General features: G+C 62.2%; 24 protein-coding genes. All 24 read right to left on the bottom strand.

Features of this window, described 5'->3' with window-relative positions; translation table 11 throughout:
* Positions 1-4 precede the first annotated feature (4 nt).
* On the bottom strand, positions 5-775 hold the full coding sequence (locus ACROSR_RS05410; protein ID WP_432682837.1) for a type III pantothenate kinase: 771 nt from the start codon (positions 773-775) through the stop codon (positions 5-7).
* A gap of 18 nt (positions 776-793) precedes the next feature.
* Positions 794-1558: a biotin--[acetyl-CoA-carboxylase] ligase gene (locus tag ACROSR_RS05405; RefSeq protein ID WP_432682835.1), complete on the bottom strand. Its 765-nt coding sequence runs from the start codon at positions 1556-1558 to the stop codon at positions 794-796.
* Between the two features lie 108 nt (positions 1559-1666).
* Complete coding sequence (gene nuoN / locus ACROSR_RS05400) at positions 1667-3103, bottom strand: NADH-quinone oxidoreductase subunit NuoN (protein WP_432682833.1); 1437 nt, start codon at positions 3101-3103, stop codon at positions 1667-1669.
* A gap of 17 nt (positions 3104-3120) precedes the next feature.
* The gene (locus ACROSR_RS05395; RefSeq protein ID WP_432682831.1) at positions 3121-4668 is read right to left on the bottom strand and encodes an NADH-quinone oxidoreductase subunit M; all 1548 of its coding nucleotides are present in this window, start codon (positions 4666-4668) and stop codon (positions 3121-3123) included.
* Positions 4668-6635, bottom strand: coding sequence for an NADH-quinone oxidoreductase subunit L (gene nuoL, locus ACROSR_RS05390; protein ID WP_432682829.1), 1968 nt, complete (start codon positions 6633-6635; stop codon positions 4668-4670). Before nuoL ends, ACROSR_RS05395 begins: the two co-directional genes overlap by 1 nt.
* A 4-nt stretch (positions 6636-6639) precedes the next feature.
* Positions 6640-6945 carry an NADH-quinone oxidoreductase subunit NuoK gene (nuoK, locus tag ACROSR_RS05385; RefSeq protein ID WP_268954300.1) on the bottom strand — a complete coding sequence of 102 codons (306 nt, stop codon included), beginning with the start codon at positions 6943-6945 and terminating at the stop codon, positions 6640-6642.
* Positions 6946-7073: 128 nt separating this feature from the next.
* Positions 7074-7682, bottom strand: coding sequence for an NADH-quinone oxidoreductase subunit J (locus ACROSR_RS05380; protein ID WP_432682826.1), 609 nt, complete (start codon positions 7680-7682; stop codon positions 7074-7076).
* A complete protein-coding gene (locus tag ACROSR_RS05375) occupies positions 7679-8092 on the bottom strand; it encodes a carboxymuconolactone decarboxylase family protein (RefSeq protein ID WP_432682824.1) in 414 nt (137 codons plus the stop codon). The genes ACROSR_RS05380 and ACROSR_RS05375 overlap by 4 nt, the downstream gene beginning before the upstream one ends.
* Positions 8089-8583: an NADH-quinone oxidoreductase subunit NuoI gene (nuoI, locus tag ACROSR_RS05370; protein WP_432682822.1), complete on the bottom strand. Its 495-nt coding sequence runs from the start codon at positions 8581-8583 to the stop codon at positions 8089-8091. The genes ACROSR_RS05375 and nuoI overlap by 4 nt, the downstream gene beginning before the upstream one ends.
* 3 nt (positions 8584-8586) lie before the next feature.
* Entirely contained in the window at positions 8587-9624 is a 1038-nt protein-coding gene (nuoH, locus tag ACROSR_RS05365) for an NADH-quinone oxidoreductase subunit NuoH (protein ID WP_432682820.1), read from the bottom strand.
* Between the two features lie 181 nt (positions 9625-9805).
* The gene (gene nuoG, locus ACROSR_RS05360; RefSeq protein ID WP_432682818.1) at positions 9806-11794 is read right to left on the bottom strand and encodes an NADH-quinone oxidoreductase subunit NuoG; all 1989 of its coding nucleotides are present in this window, start codon (positions 11792-11794) and stop codon (positions 9806-9808) included.
* A 6-nt stretch (positions 11795-11800) separates the two neighbouring features.
* Entirely contained in the window at positions 11801-12205 is a 405-nt protein-coding gene (locus ACROSR_RS05355; protein ID WP_432682816.1) for a DUF5333 domain-containing protein, read from the bottom strand.
* A 112-nt stretch (positions 12206-12317) separates the two neighbouring features.
* Complete coding sequence (locus ACROSR_RS05350) at positions 12318-12692, bottom strand: hypothetical protein (protein ID WP_432682814.1); 375 nt, start codon at positions 12690-12692, stop codon at positions 12318-12320.
* Positions 12689-13987 (bottom strand): NADH-quinone oxidoreductase subunit NuoF, encoded by a 1299-nt coding sequence (nuoF, locus tag ACROSR_RS05345; RefSeq protein ID WP_432682812.1) that lies wholly within the window; start codon positions 13985-13987, stop codon positions 12689-12691. The genes ACROSR_RS05350 and nuoF overlap by 4 nt, the downstream gene beginning before the upstream one ends.
* Before the next feature lie 4 nt (positions 13988-13991).
* Positions 13992-14213, bottom strand: coding sequence for a DUF5337 domain-containing protein (locus ACROSR_RS05340; RefSeq protein ID WP_432682810.1), 222 nt, complete (start codon positions 14211-14213; stop codon positions 13992-13994).
* A 12-nt stretch (positions 14214-14225) separates the two neighbouring features.
* Positions 14226-14981, bottom strand: a complete 756-nt coding sequence (locus tag ACROSR_RS05335) for a helix-hairpin-helix domain-containing protein (protein ID WP_432682808.1) — start codon at positions 14979-14981, stop codon at positions 14226-14228.
* Between the two features lie 74 nt (positions 14982-15055).
* A complete protein-coding gene (locus tag ACROSR_RS05330; protein ID WP_432682806.1) occupies positions 15056-16207 on the bottom strand; it encodes an NADH-quinone oxidoreductase subunit E in 1152 nt (383 codons plus the stop codon).
* Positions 16208-16525, bottom strand: coding sequence for a hypothetical protein (locus ACROSR_RS05325; protein ID WP_432682804.1), 318 nt, complete (start codon positions 16523-16525; stop codon positions 16208-16210).
* A complete protein-coding gene (locus ACROSR_RS05320; RefSeq protein WP_432682802.1) occupies positions 16522-17739 on the bottom strand; it encodes an NADH-quinone oxidoreductase subunit D in 1218 nt (405 codons plus the stop codon). Before ACROSR_RS05320 ends, ACROSR_RS05325 begins: the two co-directional genes overlap by 4 nt.
* Entirely contained in the window at positions 17739-17957 is a 219-nt protein-coding gene (locus ACROSR_RS05315) for a hypothetical protein (protein WP_432682800.1), read from the bottom strand. The genes ACROSR_RS05320 and ACROSR_RS05315 overlap by 1 nt, the downstream gene beginning before the upstream one ends.
* Positions 17954-18559, bottom strand: coding sequence for an NADH-quinone oxidoreductase subunit C (locus ACROSR_RS05310; protein WP_432682798.1), 606 nt, complete (start codon positions 18557-18559; stop codon positions 17954-17956). The genes ACROSR_RS05315 and ACROSR_RS05310 overlap by 4 nt, the downstream gene beginning before the upstream one ends.
* Positions 18556-19176, bottom strand: a complete 621-nt coding sequence (locus ACROSR_RS05305) for a NuoB/complex I 20 kDa subunit family protein (RefSeq protein WP_432682796.1) — start codon at positions 19174-19176, stop codon at positions 18556-18558. The genes ACROSR_RS05310 and ACROSR_RS05305 overlap by 4 nt, the downstream gene beginning before the upstream one ends.
* Positions 19167-19532, bottom strand: coding sequence for an NADH-quinone oxidoreductase subunit A (locus tag ACROSR_RS05300; protein ID WP_432682794.1), 366 nt, complete (start codon positions 19530-19532; stop codon positions 19167-19169). Before ACROSR_RS05300 ends, ACROSR_RS05305 begins: the two co-directional genes overlap by 10 nt.
* A 219-nt stretch (positions 19533-19751) precedes the next feature.
* The gene (locus ACROSR_RS05295; RefSeq protein ID WP_432682792.1) at positions 19752-20534 is read right to left on the bottom strand and encodes a crotonase/enoyl-CoA hydratase family protein; all 783 of its coding nucleotides are present in this window, start codon (positions 20532-20534) and stop codon (positions 19752-19754) included.
* Positions 20535-20568 lie beyond the last annotated feature (34 nt).

The following is a 20568-nucleotide window of genomic DNA, read 5'->3' as shown; positions in this document are numbered from 1 at the left end:
GGCGTCAGCCCTCCTTGTTGTATTGGTGGATCACGGTCAGACCGTGCATCGTGAGGTTATCCTCGAACATGTCGAACATGTCCGTTCCCTGCTGGAAGAGAGGTGCCAGCCCACCTGTTGCGATCACCGTCATGGTGCGGCCGCGTTCGGCCTTTATCCGTGCGCATATCCCATCGACCAGGCCGACATAACCCCAGAATACGCCCGATTGCATGCACGCCACCGTGTTGGTGCCGATCACGCGCTCGGGCTTGGTGACATCGACATGCGGCAATGCCGCCGCGGCCTCGTGCAGCGCCTGAAGCGACAGGTTCACGCCCGGCGCGATCACCCCGCCGATATAGGCGCCATCGCTGTCGACCACGTCAAAGGTGGTGGCGGTGCCAAAATCCACGACAATCAGGTCCCCGCCATACAGGTCGAAACCCGCCACCGTGTTGACCAGCCTATCGGGGCCTACATCCGTGCCCGCATCAACCCGCACATCCACCGGCAGGCGGCAGTCGGGCTTGCCCACCACCAGCGGACGGCAGCCAAAGTACCTGTCCGAAAAGACCCGCAAGTTGAAGACCACGCGCGGCACGGTGGCGCTGATGACGACCGCATCGATGGTCGCCTCGATCCCGTGATGCGCCAGCAGCGTGGTGAACCAGACGAAATACTGATCCGCGGTGCGCTGATGCTCAGTCGACGTGCGCAACGTGCACAGGAATGTCTCGCCGTCCCAGACCGAGAAAACGGTGTTGGTATTCCCGCAATCAATCGCCAGCAGCATCACGACCCTCCGCACGCATCAAAAGAAAACCTCGGCAGCGGCGATCTCACGCCGGCCTTGCGGCGTCGATAGAACAAGACGACCCGCCGCGTCCACGGTCTCGAACCGGCCTTCGACGGTATCGCGCGTTGTGCGCGCGGTGATCACATCCCCCAGTTTCGCCGCACGGCCCAGCCATGCGCGGCGGATCGGCTCGAACCCGTAGGTGGCGAATTGCGCCTCGAACCTTGCATATTCCGGGGCGAGCACATTCAGGAACGCTTGCGGCCCCATGGCCACGCCCGTCTCCGACAAGAGCGAGACGGGCCGCAACGCCCCCGCCTGCAACGCCGCGCCGCCCGGCGCCATGCGCAGATTGACTCCGATACCGATGGCGAGATGGCTCAGGCCCCGGCCCGCACCGGCGCTCTCCAGAAGGATGCCAGCCAGCTTGCCCCCGTTCAAAAGCACATCATTGGGCCATTTCAAAGCGAACGCGTCGCGACGCCCGGTCACGGCAACCAGCGCCTCCCACAGCGCCAGCGCCGCCACGAAAGACCGCAAAGCGACCTTGTCCGGACATTCCGATGGGCGCAGCACGAGGGTTGCCGCGAAATTTCCGGCCGGGTTGTCCCACGACCGCCCGCGTCGGCCACGCGCGGCAGTCTGTTCCAGCGCCAGTATCCATTCCGGTCCCCGCAGATCTGGCGCGATCCGCACGGCCTCGGCATTGGTGCTGTCCACGCACGCCATCACCCGGCATCCATACCCTGCGGGCCAGTCATTCACGGAATCCTTGTTCATCTTTCCACAAATACTCCCGCCGGAGGCCCGCACCCCGACAGGGGTGCCACAAATAAAGCGACGCGCCCGGCAGGCGCGTCACGATGTCGTCCAACCCGGCCGACCCCGTCAGTCGACAAGCGTTGCCGCTGCGACCTGCGCCATCGCCTCGACACCGAACATGTTGATGATTCCGACCAGCATCACCGCGGCCGATACCATCAGAAACGCCCACTGCACCGGCGATCGGCCCGTTTCCAGGCCTTCGCCTTCCTCGCCGAAATACATGTAGTAGACGATGCGCAGATAATAGAACGCACCGATCACCGACGCGATCACGCCGGCCACCGCCAGCCAGGCAAGCCCGCCCTCGTAGGCCGCGCGCAAGACGTAAAGCTTGCCGAAAAAGCCAAGAAGCGGCGGCACCCCGGCCAGGCTGAACAGCAGGATCAGCATCGCAAGCGCCCGACCCGGCTCTGCCTTGGAGTACATGTTGAGGCTTCGGATATCCGTCACGGGGCGTCCGTCCCGCTCCATCGACAGGATGAAGGCGAAGGTGCCCACGTTCATCGTGACGTAGATCGCCATGTAGACCAGCATCGCCTGGACCCCGAACGCGGTCCCGGAGGCAAGCCCCATCAGCGCATAGCCCATATGCGCGATCGAGGAATAGGCCATGAGGCGCTTGATGTCCGTCTGTCCGATCGCGGCAATCCCGCCAAGAAACATCGACAGAAGGCTCAGCACCGCCAGCACCTGCTGCCAATCCCCCACCACGTCACCGAAGGCGTCATGAACGACACGCGCCACAAGCGCCATGGCCGCGATCTTGGGCGCGGTCGCCAAGAACGCGGTGATCGGTGTCGGTGCGCCTTCATAGACATCCGGTGTCCACATGTGGAACGGCACCGCGGAAATCTTGAACGCGAGGCCGGCCAGAACGAACACCAGCCCCAGAAGCAGCCCGAGCGGCGCCTGCCCGTCGGCGGCATTTATTATGCCGGAAAACAGCGTCGTGCCTGCATACCCATAGGTCAGCGAGGCCCCGTACAGCAGCAGGCCCGAGGACAGCGCCCCGAGGACGAAGTATTTCAGACCCGCCTCGGTCGACTTGGCGCTGTCGCGGCGCAGCGAGGCGATCACGTAAAGCGCGAGGGATTGCAACTCGAGGCCCATGTAAAGCGCCATGAGATCACCGGCGCTGACCATGACCATCATCCCGACAGTGGCCAGCGTCACCAGCACCGGGTACTCGAACCGCAGGATGCCGCGCCGCTCCATGTAATCCTGCCCGAGCAGAAGCACGGCAGCCGCCGACAGAAGGATTGCAACCTTGGCAAACCGGGCGAACCCGTCATCGTTGGACATGCCGCCGAACGCGGTGCGCGTGCCCTGCTCTGACGCGGCCCCGATCCACAGCGCCATCGCCACCAGGACCGCCGCGGTCAACCAGACCAGCATGCCCGCCATCCTGTCCTTGCCGGTGTACGCCACGCCTAGCAGCGCACCGATGGCGTAGACCGACAACACGATCTCCGGCAGGATGACGTTGAGATCAGAGTGCATAATTCAGGGCCTCCGGTTCAGTGATCCGCGACGGCGACCTGGCTCGTGGACTTCGCCACGGCCTGTGCCATCTCGACATTGGAAATCAGCGCCTCGACCGAGGGGCCGGTGATATCGGTGACCAGACGGGGATACACCCCGAGAAGCAGTGTCATCAGCACGAGCGGCGCGAAGATCGCCCGCTCGCGTCGTGTCATGTCGCCGATGGTACGCAGGCTTTCCTTGATCAGATCGCCGAGCACCACCCGTCTGTACAGCCACAGCGCGTAGGCTGCCGACAGGATGACACCCGTCGCGGCGACCGCCGCAACCCATGTGTTGACCTGGAACACGCCCACCAGTGTCAGGAATTCGCCGACGAACCCGCTGGTGCCCGGCAGGCCGACATTAGCCATGGTGAAGAACATGAAGATCAGCGCATAGGCCGGCATCCGGTTCACGAGGCCGCCATAGGCCGCGATCTCGCGCGTGTGCATACGGTCATAGATCACGCCGACACACAGGAACAATGCGCCGGAAATGAACCCGTGGCTGATCATCTGGAAGATCGCGCCGTCCAGGCCCTGCTGGTTCGCGGCGAAAATGCCCATCGTGACATATCCCATATGCGCCACCGAACTGTACGCGATCAGCTTTTTCATGTCGTCCTGCGCCAGCGCAACCAGCGAGGTATAGACGATAGCGATGGCCGACATCCACAGCACCAGCGGCGTCAGCACCTCTGCCCCCACCGGGAACATCGGCAGCGAGAACCGCAGGAATCCGTACCCGCCAAGCTTCAGCAGAAGCGCAGCCAGCACGACCGATCCGGCGGTCGGGGCCTGCACGTGCGCATCAGGCAGCCAGGTATGCACCGGCCACATCGGCATCTTCACGGCAAAGCTGGCGAAGAAGGCCAGGAACATCAGCGTCTGCGCCCCGCCGATGATGTGAACCCCGAGGATCGAGAAGCTGTCGGACGCGAACTCGTGGCGCAACAACATCGGAATGTCCGTGGTGCCGGCCTCTGCGAACATCGCCACCATCGCCACCAGCATCAGCACCGAGCCGAGGAAGGTGTAGAGGAAGAACTTGAACGACGCATAGATGCGCGCCGCGCCGCCCCAGATCCCGATGATCAGGAACATCGGGATCAGCCCGGCCTCGAAAAAGAGGTAGAACAGCATCAGATCCAGCGCGACGAAAACACCCAGCATGAGCGTCTCGAGGATCAGGAAGGCGATCATGTATTCCTTGACGCGCACGCTCACGTTCCACGAGGCGGCGATGGCAAGGGGCATGATGAACGTGGTCAGCAGAACGAAAAGGACGCTGATGCCGTCCACGCCCACCTTGTATTTCAACCCCAGCAGCCAGTCGCGCTCTTCCACGAACTGAAAGCCGGTATTGGCGGGATCGAACCCGAACAGGATGAACAGCGACACGACGAATGTCAGCGTGGTTGCGATCAGCGCCACCCACTTGGCGTTGCGCTGTGCCGCCGCATCCTCACCGCGCAGAAAGACCGCCAAGATAGTCGCGGCGACAGCCGGGATGAAGGTCACTATGGAAAGAAGGTTATCCATCAGTTGGCCCCTCCGAAGATCGTCATCCACGTGACCAGAACCGCGATCCCGATCACCATGGCCAGAACATAGGTGAAGATATATCCGGTCTGCGCCCGACCGGCGATCCGCGTCAGCCGCGGGATAAGGCCCATGGCGACGCCGTTGATCGACCCGTCGATCACGTCGCCATCCCCGCGCTTCCACAGCATCGTGCCAAGTGCACGGATCGGTCGCACGATCACCCAATCGTAGATTTCATCGAAATACCATTTGTTGAGCAGGAATAGGTACAGCGGACGGTTCGTTTCCGCCCATTTGCCGGGCATCGAGGGATCGAGGACATAGAACCACAGGGCGGTCAGGAACCCGATCACCATCGCGATGAAGGGGCTGACCTTGACCCATGCGCTGACGTAATGCGCGTCGTGCAGCACCGTATTGCTCTCGACCATCAGGATCGAGTCGCCGAACCAGTCGGTGACCTGCTCGGTCGAGCCGAAGAACGGCCCGTACCAGATGATGCCGGCAAACACCGCACCGACCGCCAGAACGCCGAGCGGCACGATCATGGTCATCGGGCTTTCATGTGCATGCGCGTGTTTTTTCTGGTCCCCGCGCGCCGTCCCGAAGAATGTCAGGAACATCAGCCGCCAGCTGTAAAACGAGGTGAAGAGCGCGGCGATCACCAGCATCCAGAAGGCATAGCCGCCCGACGTGCCGGCATAGGCGCTCTCGATCACGGCGTCCTTGCTGAAGAACCCGGCAAAGCCGATATAGGTAAACGGAATACCTACTCCGGTGATCGCCAGCGTCCCGATCATCATCGCCCAGAACGTGTAAGGCAGTTTCTTTCGCAGGCCACCGTAATTGCGCATGTCCTGTTCGTGATGCATCCCGTGGATCACGCTGCCCGCGCCGAGAAACAGCATCGCCTTGAAGAAGGCGTGCGTGAACAGGTGGAACATCGCGACCGAGTAGACCCCCACCCCGGCCGCGACGAACATGTAACCAAGCTGCGAACAGGTCGAATAGGCGATCACGCGCTTGATGTCGTTCTGAACCAGACCGACCGTCGCCGCGAAAAACGCCGTCGTCGCCCCGACGAACACCACGAAATTCATCGCCTCCGGCGCGTATTCCATCAGGGGAGACATCCGGCAGACCAAGAACACGCCCGCCGTGACCATCGTCGCCGCGTGGATCAATGCCGACACCGGCGTCGGACCCTCCATCGCGTCGGGCAACCAGGTATGAAGGAAAAGCTGCGCCGATTTCCCCATCGCGCCGATGAACAGAAGCACGGCGATCAGGTTGGCCGCGTTCCATTCGGTCCAGAGAAAGCTGAGCTGGGTTTCGGCGAGCTCAGGCGCCGCGGCGAAGATGTCGTCCAGGCGGATCGAGTCGACCAGAAAGTACAGCGCCATGATGCCCAGAAGAAAGCCGAAATCACCGACCCGGTTGACCACGAACGCCTTGATCGCCGCCGCGTTCGCGGAAGGCTTGCGGTAATAGAAACCGATCAGCAGGTACGAGGCGACGCCGACACCTTCCCAGCCGAAGAACATCTGCAGCAGGTTATCGGAGGTCACCAGCATCAGCATGGCGAAGGTGAAGAACGACAAATACGCGAAGAAACGCGGGCGGTAGCTCTCGTTCTCGCGGAAGTTCTCATCATGGGCCATGTAGCCCATGGAGTAAAGGTGCACGAGCGCCGAGACCGTGGTGATCACGATCAGCATGATCGCCGTCAGACGGTCCATCCGGATGGCCCAGGCCGTATCGAGCGTCCCCGATTGCACCCAATCCATGATATGCATGCGCTCGGTCACGCCGTCATGCCCGAGAAACAGAACCCAGCTTAGCAGCGCCGACAGGAACAAAAGCCCCGTGGTGACATATTGCGCCCCCATGTCGCCAATCAGACGCCAGCCAAACCCCGCGATGATCGCCCCGATCAGAGGCGCGAAAAGAACAATCGTTTCCATGACGTCAGCCCTTCATCACGTTGACGTCTTCGACCGCGATCGTGCCCCGATTGCGGAAGAAGCAGACAAGGATCGCAAGGCCGATGGCGGCCTCGGCGGCGGCCACGGTCAGCACGAACAGCGTGAAAACCTGCCCCACCAGATCGCCGAGATGCGCGGAAAAGGCGACAAGATTGATGTTCACCGACAAGAGCATCAACTCGATCGACATCAAGAGGATGATCACGTTCTTGCGGTTCAGGAACAACCCGAAAATGCCTATCACGAACAAGGCCGCCGCAACCGTGAGATAATGTTCAAGTCCGATCATGTCTGTCCCTCCGGGCCGTGCCCGATTTTCTTGTTCCCGCTGGTCCGGTTATCACCCGGATCGTTTCTTGTCGCATCCCGGCGCTTGTCCCGGAATACAGGGTGGCGTCACCCCAAGACGTGCCCGGATCAGAGACCCTGACCCGGTTTCACGTCCTTCAACTCCATCGCTTTGGCCGGGTCGCGGTACATCTGCGCCAGCACATCCTGACGCTTGATGTCCGTGCGGTGCCGCAGGGTCAGCACGATCGCCCCGATCATGGCCACCAGCAGGATCAGCCCGGCCAGCTGGAACAGGATGAAATACGTATCATACAGCAGCATCCCGAGGGCGGCCGTGTTTTCCATGTCGGTCGGCGTCACGGACCGGCGTGCGGCCTCGGCCCCGTCAGCCGCGGTCCAGTTGCCAAACGCGATGCCGAACTGCATCAGCAGGATCACCCCGATCAGTAGCGCCAGCGGCATGTACCGGGCCATTTCGGCCTTTAGCTCGGCAAAATCGACGTCAAGCATCATCACGACGAACAGGAACAGCACCGCGACCGCCCCGACATAGACGATGATCAACAGCATCGCGACGAATTCCGCGCCCAGAAGCACGAACAGCCCCGCCGCACTGATGAAGGACAGGATCAACCAAAGCACCGAATGCACCGGGTTCCGGCTGATTACGGTCAGCAGTCCCCCGGTCAGAAGCGAGACGGCAAAGAGGTAGAACGAAACTGCCGCAATCGTCATTTCTCAGGTCCTTTCTCGCCCATGTCGTCCAGAACCTCGCGCGCGGTCTCCATGGCGCGGGTCATCGACGGGATGCCGGCGAACATCGCCATGTGCGCGATGGTCTCGGCGATCTCGTCGCGTGTCGCGCCGGCCTCCAGGGCGTGGCGCACGGTCAGTCGGATCTGCGTATCGCTCTGCGCGCCCAGCATCGTCAACCCCGCGAGCGTGATCAAGAGCCGCGTCTTGGCATCAAGACCTTCCTTGCTCATGCCACGACCAAAGCTCATTTCCATGAACTCCTTCGGCATCGTCGGCCACATCGCCTCAAACCCCTTGGGCGAAAACGCCTCCATCGCGGGGTTCATCGCCTTGGCCATTTCCTGGGCCTGGCGCATCATCATCTCGAAGGGGTTTGTCTGATCTGTCATCGGTACGGCGCATCCAGTTCGAGGTTGCGGGCGATTTCGGCTTCCCAGCGGTCGCCGTTCGCCAGCAGCTTGGCCTTGTCGTAAAACAGCTCTTCGCGGGTTTCGGTGGCGAACTCGAAATTCGGCCCCTCGACAATGGCATCCACCGGACACGCCTCCTGACAAAAGCCGCAATAGATGCATTTCGTCATGTCGATATCGTAGCGTGTCGTGCGGCGCGACCCGTCATCGCGCGGCTCGGCGTCGATGGTGATCGCCTGCGCAGGGCACACTGCCTCGCATAGCTTGCACGCGATGCACCGTTCCTCGCCATTCGGATACCGGCGCAACGCATGCTCGCCCCGGAACCGCGGCGAAAGCGGGCCCTTTTCATGCGGGTAGTTCACGGTGGCCTTGGGCGCGAAGAAGTACTTGAAGCCCAGCCTGAAGCCTTTCAGGAAGTCAGTGAGCAGGAAGTACCCGGCCGCGCGTCCATAATCGATCTGCGTCATTGGTCAGCCTCCAATCGCCCAACGGGCCCAGAACCCGCCGAACACTTCGAATTTCGCAAGAAATGCCACGATCACGACCCATCCCAGCGACAGTGGCAGGAACACCTTCCAGCCGATCCGCATCAATTGGTCGTAGCGGTACCGCGGCGTGATCGCCTTGACCATCGCAAAGATGAAAAAGAAGAACGCCATCTTCGCGATCATCCAGAACACCCCGTCCGGCAGACCCGGAATGGGCGACAGCCACCCGCCAAAGAACAAGAGAGAGGTCAGCGCGCACATCAGGAACATGGCGATGTATTCGCCCGCCATGAACAACAGGAACGGCGTCGATGTGTATTCGACCTGGTACCCTGCCACCAGTTCCGACTCGGCCTCGGGCAGGTCGAAGGGCGGCCGGTTGGTTTCGGCCAGCGCGCTGATGAAGAACAGGAACACCATCGGCAGGTGCGGCAGCCAGTACCAGCCGAAGAACCCAAAGGCCGTGTCCTGCGCCGCGACGATATTGCCGAAGTTGAGCGATCCGGTCGAGATGATCACCCCGATGATGATCAGCCCGATCGACACCTCGTAGGAAATCATCTGCGCGGCCGATCGCAGGCTACCGAGGAACGGGTATTTCGAGTTCGAGGCCCATCCGCCCATGATCACGCCGTAGACCTCAAGCGACGAGATCGCGAAGACGAAAAGGACGGCCACGTTGATGTCCGAGAGGACCCAGCCCTCGTTGAGGGGGATGACCGCCCAGGCAAGGATGGCGAGAACAAAACTTGTCATCGGGGCCATGATGAACACGGTCTTGTCGGCCCCGGCCGGCACGACGACCTCTTTCATCACGTATTTCAACGCGTCGGCGACAGTCTGCAACAGCCCCCATGGTCCGACCACGTTCGGGCCCCGACGCATCTGCACGGCGGCCCAGACCTTGCGGTCACCGTAGACCAGAAACAAAAGCGAGATCATCACGAAGCCCACGACCGCGAGGCATTGCGCAAGGATGATCACCAGGATCCCGAGCGGGGTTGTAAAGAATTCAGCCATCAGGTCCTCACACCATCGGTAGTCTGTTTCAGCGCGCCCGCCGAGCTGCCGCGCCGGTCTTGACAAACGCCAGCTTACGCGACGCGGCTGTCACGACCCTGTTAACCGCATCGCGCACCGCAATGCTACCCTTGCCGGACGCCTAAGCGCCAAAATGGCGAAGGGACAGTCCCCGCCCGGTTCACTCGGCCGCAATCGGCCGCTCTGCGCGGGCGCGCGCATTGGCGCTGAGTTCCGCCATAAGCTCGCTTGACCGTGCGATCGGGTTGCTCAGGTAAAAGTCCCTGATCGTCAACCGGAAATCCGCCTTGCCAAGCGCGGCCTTGCCCAATGGCTGCCAGTCGTTCTGCGGCACCTCGTCGATCTGTTTGAGATGTGGGACATCCTGCACAAGCTTCTGCCGAAGTTGCGCCATGCTGTCATAGGGCAGCACCGCCCCCATTTCGCCCGAAAGCGCGCGCAGGATGGCCCAGTTTTCCTTGGCGTCCCCCGGTGGGTGCCCGGCACGCAACGCCAATTGCGGACGCCCTTCGGTGTTGACGAACAACCCCTGCTCTTCGGTATAGGCTGCGGCGGGCAGGATCACGTCGGCGCGGTGCGCGCCGCGATCCCCGTGGCTGCCTTGGTAGATGACAAAGGGACCGTCCGCGATCTCGATCTCGTCCGAACCGAGATTATAGATCACATCCGCCCCGTCGATCGCGGCATCAATCCCGCCCTCGGTCACTGCGCCGACATCCATGGCCCCGACACGCGATGCGGCAGTGTGCAACACGAGCATGCGCCCCGAGAGCGCCTGTGCGGCGGCAAGAACCGCCTCGCCGTCCGCCTCCTGCAACGCACCCTGGCCAACGATCACGATGGTGTCCTCGGCGACACTCAACCCGTCGAGTGCAGAGCGATCCGTGCCGGCATGAGTATAATCATATGTCAGATCGACGCGCGGTCCGACCACAGTCACGTTCGCCCCATCGATCCACGCCTTGCGGATCCGGGCGTTGAGGACCGGTGCCTCGACGCTCGGATCGGTGCCGATCAGAACGAAATTGCGTGCCGTATCAAGCTCTTCGATCGCGACATTGCCGACATAGGCACTTCTGTTGCCCGCTGGCAGTCGCGCCTTGTCTGTGCGGCATTCGACCGAACCGCCCTGCCCTTCGATCAGCTGCTTGAGGGCGTAGGCCGCCTCGACCGGTGCCAGATCGCCGACAAGGCCGACAGGCTTTGCCGCAGCCTTGATCGCCTCGGACGCCTTGCCAAGGGCCTCGGGCCATGTCGCGGCGCGCAGCTTGCCATTCTCGCGGATGAAGGGCCGGTCGAGACGCTGACGACGCAGACCATCCCAGACAAACCGAGTCTTGTCAGAAATCCATTCCTCGTTCGTGCCATCGTGGTTGCGCGGCAGGATGCGCATGACCTCGCGCCCCTTGCTGTCGACCCGGATCGACGACCCGAGCGCGTCCATCACGTCGATGGATTCGGTCTTGGTCAGCTCCCACGGGCGCGCGGTGAACGCATAGGGCTTGGACACCAGCGCGCCGACCGGGCACAGGTCGATGATGTTGCCCTGCAGGTTCGAATCGATCACCTCGCCCAGATAGGTCGTGATCTCGGCATCCTCGCCGCGTCCGGTCTGGCCCATCACGTTGACGCCTGCCACCTCGGTGGTGAAGCGCACGCAGCGTGTGCAGGAAATGCAGCGCGTCATGTGCGTCTCGACCAGCGGCCCGAGATCGAGATCCTCGGTCGCGCGCTTGGGTTCGCGGTAGCGCGAAAAATCCACGCCGTAGGCCATCGCCTGATCCTGCAGGTCGCATTCACCGCCCTGGTCGCAGATCGGGCAATCCAGCGGATGGTTGATCAGCAGGAACTCCATCACGCCTTCACGCGCCTTCTTGACCATCGCGCTGTTGGTCTTGACCTGGGGCGGGCTGCCGTCCGGGAATGGGCGCATGTCCTTGACCTGCATCGCGCACGAGGCCGCCGGTTTCGGCGGCCCGGGCTGAACCTCGACCAGACACATCCGGCAATTGCCCGCAATCGACAGGCGTTCATGGTAACAGAAGCGCGGAATCTCGACCCCGACCTGCTCGCAGGCCTGAATGAGGGTCATCCGGCCCTCGATCTCGACTTCCTGACCGTCGATGACGATCTTGCGTAGGTCAGACATCTCTACTCACCTTGCTTTCAAAAGTTGGCCGATCTGGCTTTGCCGGGCGATTTCCTGTCGCCCGAGGGTGCACATGCTCGGACCTTCATCGGGTTCCGCCCCGCTTGCTCTGATATAGGCGTCGCGACGCGCGCGCATCTTGCTCTTCTCGGCCGGATCTTCGATGTATCGATCAATCTCCGCGTCCGAGTATCCCCTTTTACGGGCTTCGCTCTTCAATGCCTGTAAGTAGCTCATGGCGGTGAACAGCCGCGGTGAGATCTCGTCGCATTGCCGGCGTATCTTGTCGGCCACGGCCACGTTGAACAGGCCGGTGTTGATATCCTTCTCCGATGCCAAGGATCCGGCGCGCGCCTCCACGACGGTCGCAGTCATCGCGAACCAAAGCACGAGCGACAATGTTACGCGCATGGAAAGGTTCCCTTCTCAGTCGCTGACCGACGCTTTGCTGGCGCGGCCCCTGTTGCATCGCGTCTTTTGCGCCCCGTATCGTTGCCGAAACAGCGCGGCTGGTCACACTTTTTTACCATATCACGCAGCGTCCGGTCACCGAAACCCGGTCTCCTGCGCGGGCATAGACCGGTCTTTCAGACTCGACCTCGTTGGCGGCCCACACGATATCGGACGTCCCGAAATTATGCAGGCAGTACCGGGTGGCCTCGTGCACCACGGCCCGCCGCGCCCCGTCGATACCGCGCGACGCCCGCGTCACGGATGCCGTGAACTCACGACGATCCTGCGTTTCCGTACGGCTCTTGGCCGGATAGTAATTGCCATCGAACGTAACACGTTCCGACCTGTCGGCGCATCCGGCAAGTACGATCAGCCCGAGGCCCGCCACGCAGGCACCCCGCATGAAACGCGTGCGGCTGCGCGTCGTATCCGGGACTGCCGTCATTCCGCCGCCACCGCGCTGATGCGGCCCGCGCGCTTGTCCTTGATACGGTCCTCGATCTCGTCGCGGAAGTTCCGGATCAGCCCCTGAATGGGCCACGCCGCGGCATCGCCGAGGGCGCAGATCGTATGCCCCTCGACCTGCTTGGTCACGTCGAGCAGCATGTCGATCTCCTCGACCTCGGCCTCGCCGCGCACCAGCCTGTCCATCACCCGCATCATCCAGCCGGTCCCTTCGCGACAGGGCGTGCACTGGCCGCAGCTTTCGTGCTTGTAGAATTTCGACAGTCGCCAGATCGCCTTGATGACATCTGTGGACTGGTCCATCACGATCACCGCCGCCGTCCCGAGGCCCGAGCGCAGTTCCTTCTGCAGGTAGTCGAAATCGAGGATCGCGTCGCGCATGTTCTCGCCGCGCACGCACGGCACCGAGGCCCCGCCGGGGATCACCGCCTTGAGGTTCTTCATTCCGCCGCGCACGCCGCCGCAATGCTTGTCGATCAGTTCCTCGAACGAGATCGACATCGCCTCCTCGACCACGCAGGGGTTGTTGACGTGCCCCGAGATCGCGAAAATCTTGGTGCCGGCATTGTTGGCGCGGCCAAAGCTCGAAAACCATTCCGGCCCGCGGCGCAGGATCGTCGGCGCCACGGCGATGGATTCGACGTTGTTCACCGTGGTCGGGCAGCCGTAAACGCCGGCCATCGCCGGGAAGGGCGGCTTCATCCGCGGCATCCCCTTCTTGCCTTCAAGGCTTTCAAGCAAGGCCGTCTCTTCGCCGCAGATATACGCGCCGGCGCCATGGGTGAGGTATATGTCGAAATCCCAGCCGGACCCGCACGCGTTGCGTCCGACCAGTCCGGCCTCGTACGCCTCGTCGATCGCCACCTGAAGCGCTTCTTTCTCGCGGATGTATTCACCGCGGATATAGATGAAGCAGACATGCGCGTTCATCGCGAAACTGGCGACAAGACAGCCCTCGATCAGCGTGTGCGGATCATGGCGCATGATCTCGCGGTCCTTGCAGGTGCCCGGCTCGGACTCGTCGGCATTGACCACGAGATAGGCAGGCCGCCCGTCGCTTTCCTTGGGCATGAACGACCATTTGAGCCCGGTGGGAAAGCCGGCGCCGCCGCGACCGCGCAACCCGCTTGCCTTCATCTGATCGACGATCCACGTGCGGCCGTTCTGCAGCATCTTGGCGGTGCCATCCCAATGGCCCCGCGCCATCGCCCCCTTGAGGCTGCGATCATGCATCCCGTACAGGTTTGTGAAGATACGATCTTCGTCTTTCAGCATCTCGTTACCTCTGATTGCTCTGACGTGCGCGCCAGATCTGATAAATCAAGACAAAGGCCCATATGAACCCCGCCAATGCCATGAGGTCGAACAGCGCAAGCTCTCTTTGTCCAAGCCCGGCTTGGCGACCGATGAAGGTGGCCACCACCCATAGCGCCGCCGTCCCGGCGATGACCAGCGCGGTGGCCCGGCCTTTTCGTGCGATCCGGGTCTCGTTGTCGGTCATCTCGCACCCTCGTCAGTGGGCATCATCCCCGGCGACCTGCCCGGCCGTACCGGTGTCCCCGCCAGCCGCAAGCACCTTTGCCTGCGCGACCCAGTCATCACGGCTGACGCGGCCCTTGAAGCCAACGAGATTTTCATCGACCCAGTCCACCTCGTCCTTGGTCCATGCCGCGATCTGGTCGAAATGGTAAAACCCGAAGTCATTGCACAGTTGTTCCAAGTTCGGACCCACACCCTTGATCTGTTTCAGATCATCTGCCTGTCCACCCCTCGGCGCATTCAGTCCCGTCGGGCGCACGCCAACCATGTCGTCGACCGATGCGGACGCGGGATCGTTCATGTCCGCCTCTTGCGCATCGAACCGCCACTCTCCCTTGCGCTCTGCCAGCTCCTGCTCGCCGTCAAGCACGGTGTCGGATTTCACGGCCGCATCTGCGCTCGGGGCGCGCGACGCCGCGGATTTCGATCCCATCGCCACATCCATGACACTGGCCTGATCCAACGGGGCCTTGTACCCCGTGATCCCGGTCGCGTTGCGCAATGCGCGGACGACATCGCGCCCTTCGATGCCGCGATCACCGTCGGGATAATCCGTGCAAACCAGCCATCTGAAAACGACGCCAAGCACGACTGCCACCGCGACACCAAGCATCACGCCCGGAACCAGGCCCAGGGACCGGGTCGACGCCAGAAGCACCATAAGCCCGGTCAGGCTGGCAAGACCCCAGCAGACCATCTGGCAGGTGCTCAGCTTTGATGTATCCGACATGACAAATCCCCTTGTGTTGATCGAGCGGGACGTTTCCGCAGCATCACCTTTCTGCCACGGTCGGCAGATCGAGTCTATCGACTGTTCACTAGCTGTTTCGCTTGCTCGACCCACTCGTCACGGCTGGCCCGTCCTTTGAAACCTTCAAGGTTCTGGTCCACCCAAGCCACCTCGTCGGCGGTCCAGCGCGCCACTTGGTCGAAATGAAAGATCCCGGCCTCGTTCAAAACCTGCTCCAGTTTTGGGCCAACACCCTTGAGTTGCTTGAGGTCGTCCGCCGCCCCATCACGCGGTGCATCAAGCGTTTCGGGCTTTTTCGCGGACGCCTCCGGATCACCCTGAGACGCGTGCGCCGCGGGTTTCTCTTGCGTCGCGTCGGCCTTGGCAGGGCGGGCCGTGCTGCTTGCGCCACCTTTGGTCACAAGCTCTGCGACTGCCGCGACCGAGGCGGTGCTGGTGATCTTGACCGGCTCGTCGTTGTGCTTGACATCCGGCGTCGCGGGCGCGTGCATCGCGCCCTTGTCGCGCCACGGCGTTTGCAGCGGAATTTCCGTGCCGTCGATGCGTCTGATCGTATCACCGATATCGACGGCGCGCTCCACGCTGGCGTTATACGCCGGACGATCAGCCTCGAACGCGGTCAGGCAGGTCAGACCCGACTGCGGCTCGGACGCGTAGCGCCCGGTCTGCGATCCCGGCATCGGGACCTTGCCGGCGGCGAGATCGTCGATAATCGCCGCAAAGCTTTCGGCCGTCAGGTCCTCGTAGTAATCCTTGCCGATCTGCGCCATCGGCGCGTTGGCGCAGGCCCCGAGGCATTCCACCTCTTCCCAACTGAAATTACCGTCCTTGGACAGCTCGTACGGGTTCTTGGCGATCTTGTCCTGACAGACCGCGATCAGCTCCTCTGCTCCGCACAACATGCATGGTGTCGTACCGCAGACCTGGAAATGTGCAAGACGCCCCACGGGTTGCAGCTGGAACATGAAATAGAACGTCGCAACTTCGAGCGCCCGGATGAAATCCATCTCCAGCATTTCTGCGACATGCTCGATCGCCGGGCGGGTCAGCCAGCCTTCCTGCTCTTGCGCGCGCCACAATAGCGCGATGACGGCACTCGCCTGCCGTCCCTCGGGATATTTGGTGATCTCGCCCTCTGCCCACTCCTGATTGGCCGGGGTGAAGGCAAAGCTTTCGGGTTGCTCTTGGTAAAGACGGCGTAGCATCTAGGCACAGCCTCCTGTGATCAGTTTAACGCCTCCGCCGGGTAGCCGTTCGGCCCCGTCCGAGGACAGTCTGTAAGCGGTGATATCCATCAACTGCGCCCGCGACAGGCCGGTCTGCAACTCGACCGCCAGATAATCCGGCTCGGTCACGATGGTGCAGCCAAGGCTTTCCACGGCCGCGTCGTACCGCGCGACATCGGCCTCGGTCACACCCTCGGGTATCGTGGCACAGGCGGCCAGAAACGCGCCGGCGGACAGCCCGCACAGCAGCCGCACCGGATGCTTGCACCGATGTGCAACGCCAAAGGGCAATATCACCGGTCGATCTCCCCGAACACGACATCCATGGTGCCGATGATCGCCGCGACATCGGCCAGCTGATGCCCGCTGGCGACATGATCCATCGCTTGCAGGTGCAGATATCCCGGTGCCCGCAGCTTGACACGGTACGGTTTGTTCGTGCCATCCGACACAAGGTATACGCCGAATTCACCCTTGGGCGCCTCGACGGCGGCATACACCTCGCCGGCCGGCACGTGGAACCCTTCGGTGTACAGCTTGAAGTGGTGGATGAGCGCCTCCATCGAGGTTTTCATCTCGCCACGTTGCGGTGGGGTGATCTTGCCGCGCGAAAGGATGTCACCCTGCCCCTCGGGCGCGCGCAGTTTCTCGATCGCCTGCTCCATGATCCGCAGCGATTGCCGCATTTCCTCCATGCGCAGCAAATAGCGGTCATAACAATCGCCGTTCTTGCCGATAGGCACGAGGAAATCGAACTCATCATAGCATTCATAGGGCTGCGACCGACGCAGGTCCCATGCCATGCCCGACCCGCGCACCATCACACCGCTGAAGCCCCAGTCGAGCGCTTCCTGCTGCGTCACGACGCCGATATCGGCGTTGCGCTGCTTGAACACCCGGTTTTCCGTCAAGAGACCGTCAATATCGTCGATAACCTTGGGGAATTCCCGGCACCATTCCTCGATATCGTCCAGCAGTTCCGGCGGCAGATCCTGATGGACGCCACCGGGGCGGAAATAGGCCGCATGCAAGCGCGCGCCGCAGGCCCGCTCGTAGAAGATCATCAGCTTTTCGCGCTCCTCAAACCCCCAAAGCGGCGGGGTCAGCGCACCTACGTCCATCGCCTGGGTGGTCACGTTCAGCAGATGGCTTAGAATGCGTCCGATCTCGGAATAAAGAACGCGTATCAGGCTTGCGCGGCGGGGCACCTCGACACCGGTCAGCCGTTCGATCGCCAGACACCACGCATGTTCCTGGTTCATCGGCGCGACGTAATCCAACCGGTCCAGATAGGGCAGGTTCTGCAGATACGTTCGGCTTTCCATCAGTTTCTCGGTGCCGCGATGAAGCAATCCGATATGCGGATCACAGCGCGTCACGATCTCGCCGTCAAGCTCCAGAACCAGACGCAAAACACCATGAGCCGCAGGGTGTTGCGGCCCGAAATTGATGTTGAAATTGCGGATCTTCTGCTCGCCCGTCAGGGTATCTTCGAACTTCGTTCCGTCCATCACGACCGTCCTCCGTCAAGCTTGTCGCGAAATGCCATGACCCACAACAGCACGATAACGCCGAAAGGAATGATCGCCAGCAGCGACACCCAGCTCGGAATGCGAAATTGTGGCAACAGCCGCCACAGCGGAATGATCATGAGGGCTGCGAAGATCAGCATGAGGATAATACCGCCACCGCCCATGCCGGCGCCGCCCATTCCGGGACCACCCATCATTTCGCTTCCTCCTTCTCGTCGCCGGGCAGCACGTAATCTGCGCCTTCCCATGGCGACATGAAATCGAACTGCCGGTATTCCTGCACCAGTTTCACCGGTTCGTAGACGACGCGCTTGCGTGTCTCGTCATAGCGCACCTCGGTATAACCCGTTGTCGGGAAATCCTTGCGCAGCGGATGCCCGCGAAACCCGTAATCGGTCAGGATGCGGCGCAGGTCCGGATGACCCGAAAACAGGATGCCGTACATGTCGAACACCTCGCGCTCGAACCAGTTGGCAGCAGGGTAAACGTCGGTGATCGACGGCACCATGTCCTCTTCCCGTGCCGCGACCCGCAGGCGGATGCGGTGGTTCTGGTACATGCTCAGAAAGTGGTAGACCACGTCGAACCGCTTGGGACGTTCGGGATAATCGACACAGGTGATGTCAACCAGCGTCGAGAAGGCGCATGTCCTGTCGGTCTTGAGAAATTCGCTGAACCCGGCAATGTTCGGCAATGCCACGTCGACGGTCAGCTCGTCCCGCGCGATCGCCCAACCGAGAACGCAGTCCTGCCGTTTGGATTCGATATGTGCGCCCAGTTCCTTGAGTGCCTTGCTCATCTTACCATCGTCCCGACCCGGCGGATCTTGCGCTGAAGTTGAAGGATACCGTACAGAAGCGCCTCGGCTGTCGGCGGGCAACCGGGAACGTAGATGTCGACCGGCACGATCCGGTCACAGCCGCGCACCACCGAATAACTGTAGTGATAGTAGCCACCACCATTGGCGCAGGATCCCATCGACACGACGTAGCGCGGTTCCGGCATCTGGTCGTAGACCTTGCGCAGCGCCGGCGCCATCTTGTTGGTCAGCGTGCCGGCCACGATCATGAGGTCGGATTGCCGAGGGCTGGCCCGCGGCGCGGTGCCGAAGCGCTCCATGTCGTAGCGCGGCATCGAGGTGTGCATCATTTCCACGGCGCAACACGCCAAGCCGAACGTCATCCAGTGCAGGCTGCCGGTGCGGGCCCAGTTGATGATGTCCTCGGTCGATGTCAGCAGAAACCCCTTGTCCTTCAACTCGTTGTTCAAGGCCTGCGTTGCGGGGTCAAAGGTCTGTCCGGCATCGAATGCCTCGACCGGTGCAAGGCTGGACGGGCCGGATTTGACCCTTTCACTCTGTGCGCCCTGCCCTTGCGTTTCGGTCACCAGCGCATCGTTTCGATCGTTCACTCCCATTCCATCGCTCCTTTGCGCCATTCATAGGCAAACCCGGCCGTCAGGATGGCGAGGAACACCATCATGGACCAGAATGCCGCCATGCTCAGATCCTGAAACGCAACCGCCCATGGAAACAACATCGCGATCTCGAGATCGAAGATGATGAAAAGAATCGAGACCAGATAGAAGCGCACGTCGAATTTCATGCGGGCGTCATCAAAGGCGTTGAAGCCACATTCATACGCGCTGACCTTCTCCGGATCGGGATGGCGCACGGCCAGCACGACCGCCGCGAGGATCAACACAAGACCAAGGCCTATGGCGATGGCCAGCAAGATCAGGATGGGGAGGTATTCCCTCAGCATCTCTTCCACGGCGTGGCTCCTTTCATGCGCGCAGCGGCGCATACCAAGATGGCTGCATTTCCTCCGATGTAGTCCCGCGGCGCCACGGGGTCAACCGAGCGCACCGGTGAATGCGCATGGCCCCTGCCGTATTTCGCGGCCTTGTATGCCGAGGCATACGATTTCTTCGGGCCCGGACACCAGCCCCGAGCGCGTCACCTCACCGCAGGCGGCGCGGGCCCCGTCCGATCAGGCGCGCCAGTATGGTGTCCGCTTTTCGAAAAAGGCCGTTATGCCCTCGGCGGCCTCTGCCCCCGACCAGCACTCGGCGAGTGCGTCGACACTCTGCCCGATCGCCCGTTCATCGATTGCAGGACCGAAACCGCGCAACAGCGCCTTGGCGCGTGCCACCGCACCGGGCGCACAGTCCAGGTATGGCGCGACTTCGGCCTCGACCCCGGCATCGAGTTCCGCGTCGGACCGCACATCGGCCAGCAGCCCGAGATCCACCGCCTCGGCCGCGTCGAACCGCCGGCCCGACATGAACACGCGGCGGGCCCGCGCCTCGCCCATGCGCGCTGCCACATACGGACCGATCGTCGCGGGGATCAGCCCCAGCCGCGTCTCGGTTAGCGCCATTCGCACCTGGTCGGAACCGATGGCAACGTCACAGACGCTCAGCAGGCCGACACCGCCGCCGAAGGCATTGCCATGCACCCGTCCGATCAGCGGCTTGGGCAAGGTGTTGAGCGCCTGCAACATATACGCAAGCTTGGCGGCCTCTGTCGCGCGCTGCTGCGGGTCGGCTTCGAACTGCGCGCGCATCCAGTCCAGATCCCCGCCAGCGCAAAAGGTCTTGCCGCGCGCCGCCAGCACCACGACGCGCACCCGATCATCGGTGCCAAGGCTGCGCGCTGCGTCGTGCAGTTCGGCGATCATCCGGGCCGACATCGCATTGTGCTTGTCGGCGCGGTCCAGCCACAGCGTTGCAACGCCGCGCGCATCGGTCTCGATGCTGATGGTTTGGGTCATGTCCCCTCCTCCGGGTTCCGGACTTTTGCGAACG

The organism is Roseovarius tibetensis, from assembly GCF_050896375.1.
GTDB lineage: Bacteria > Pseudomonadota > Alphaproteobacteria > Rhodobacterales > Rhodobacteraceae > Roseovarius > Roseovarius tibetensis.
Note: the sequence above shows the minus strand (reverse complement) of the source record. Positions and strands in the feature narration are given on the sequence as shown.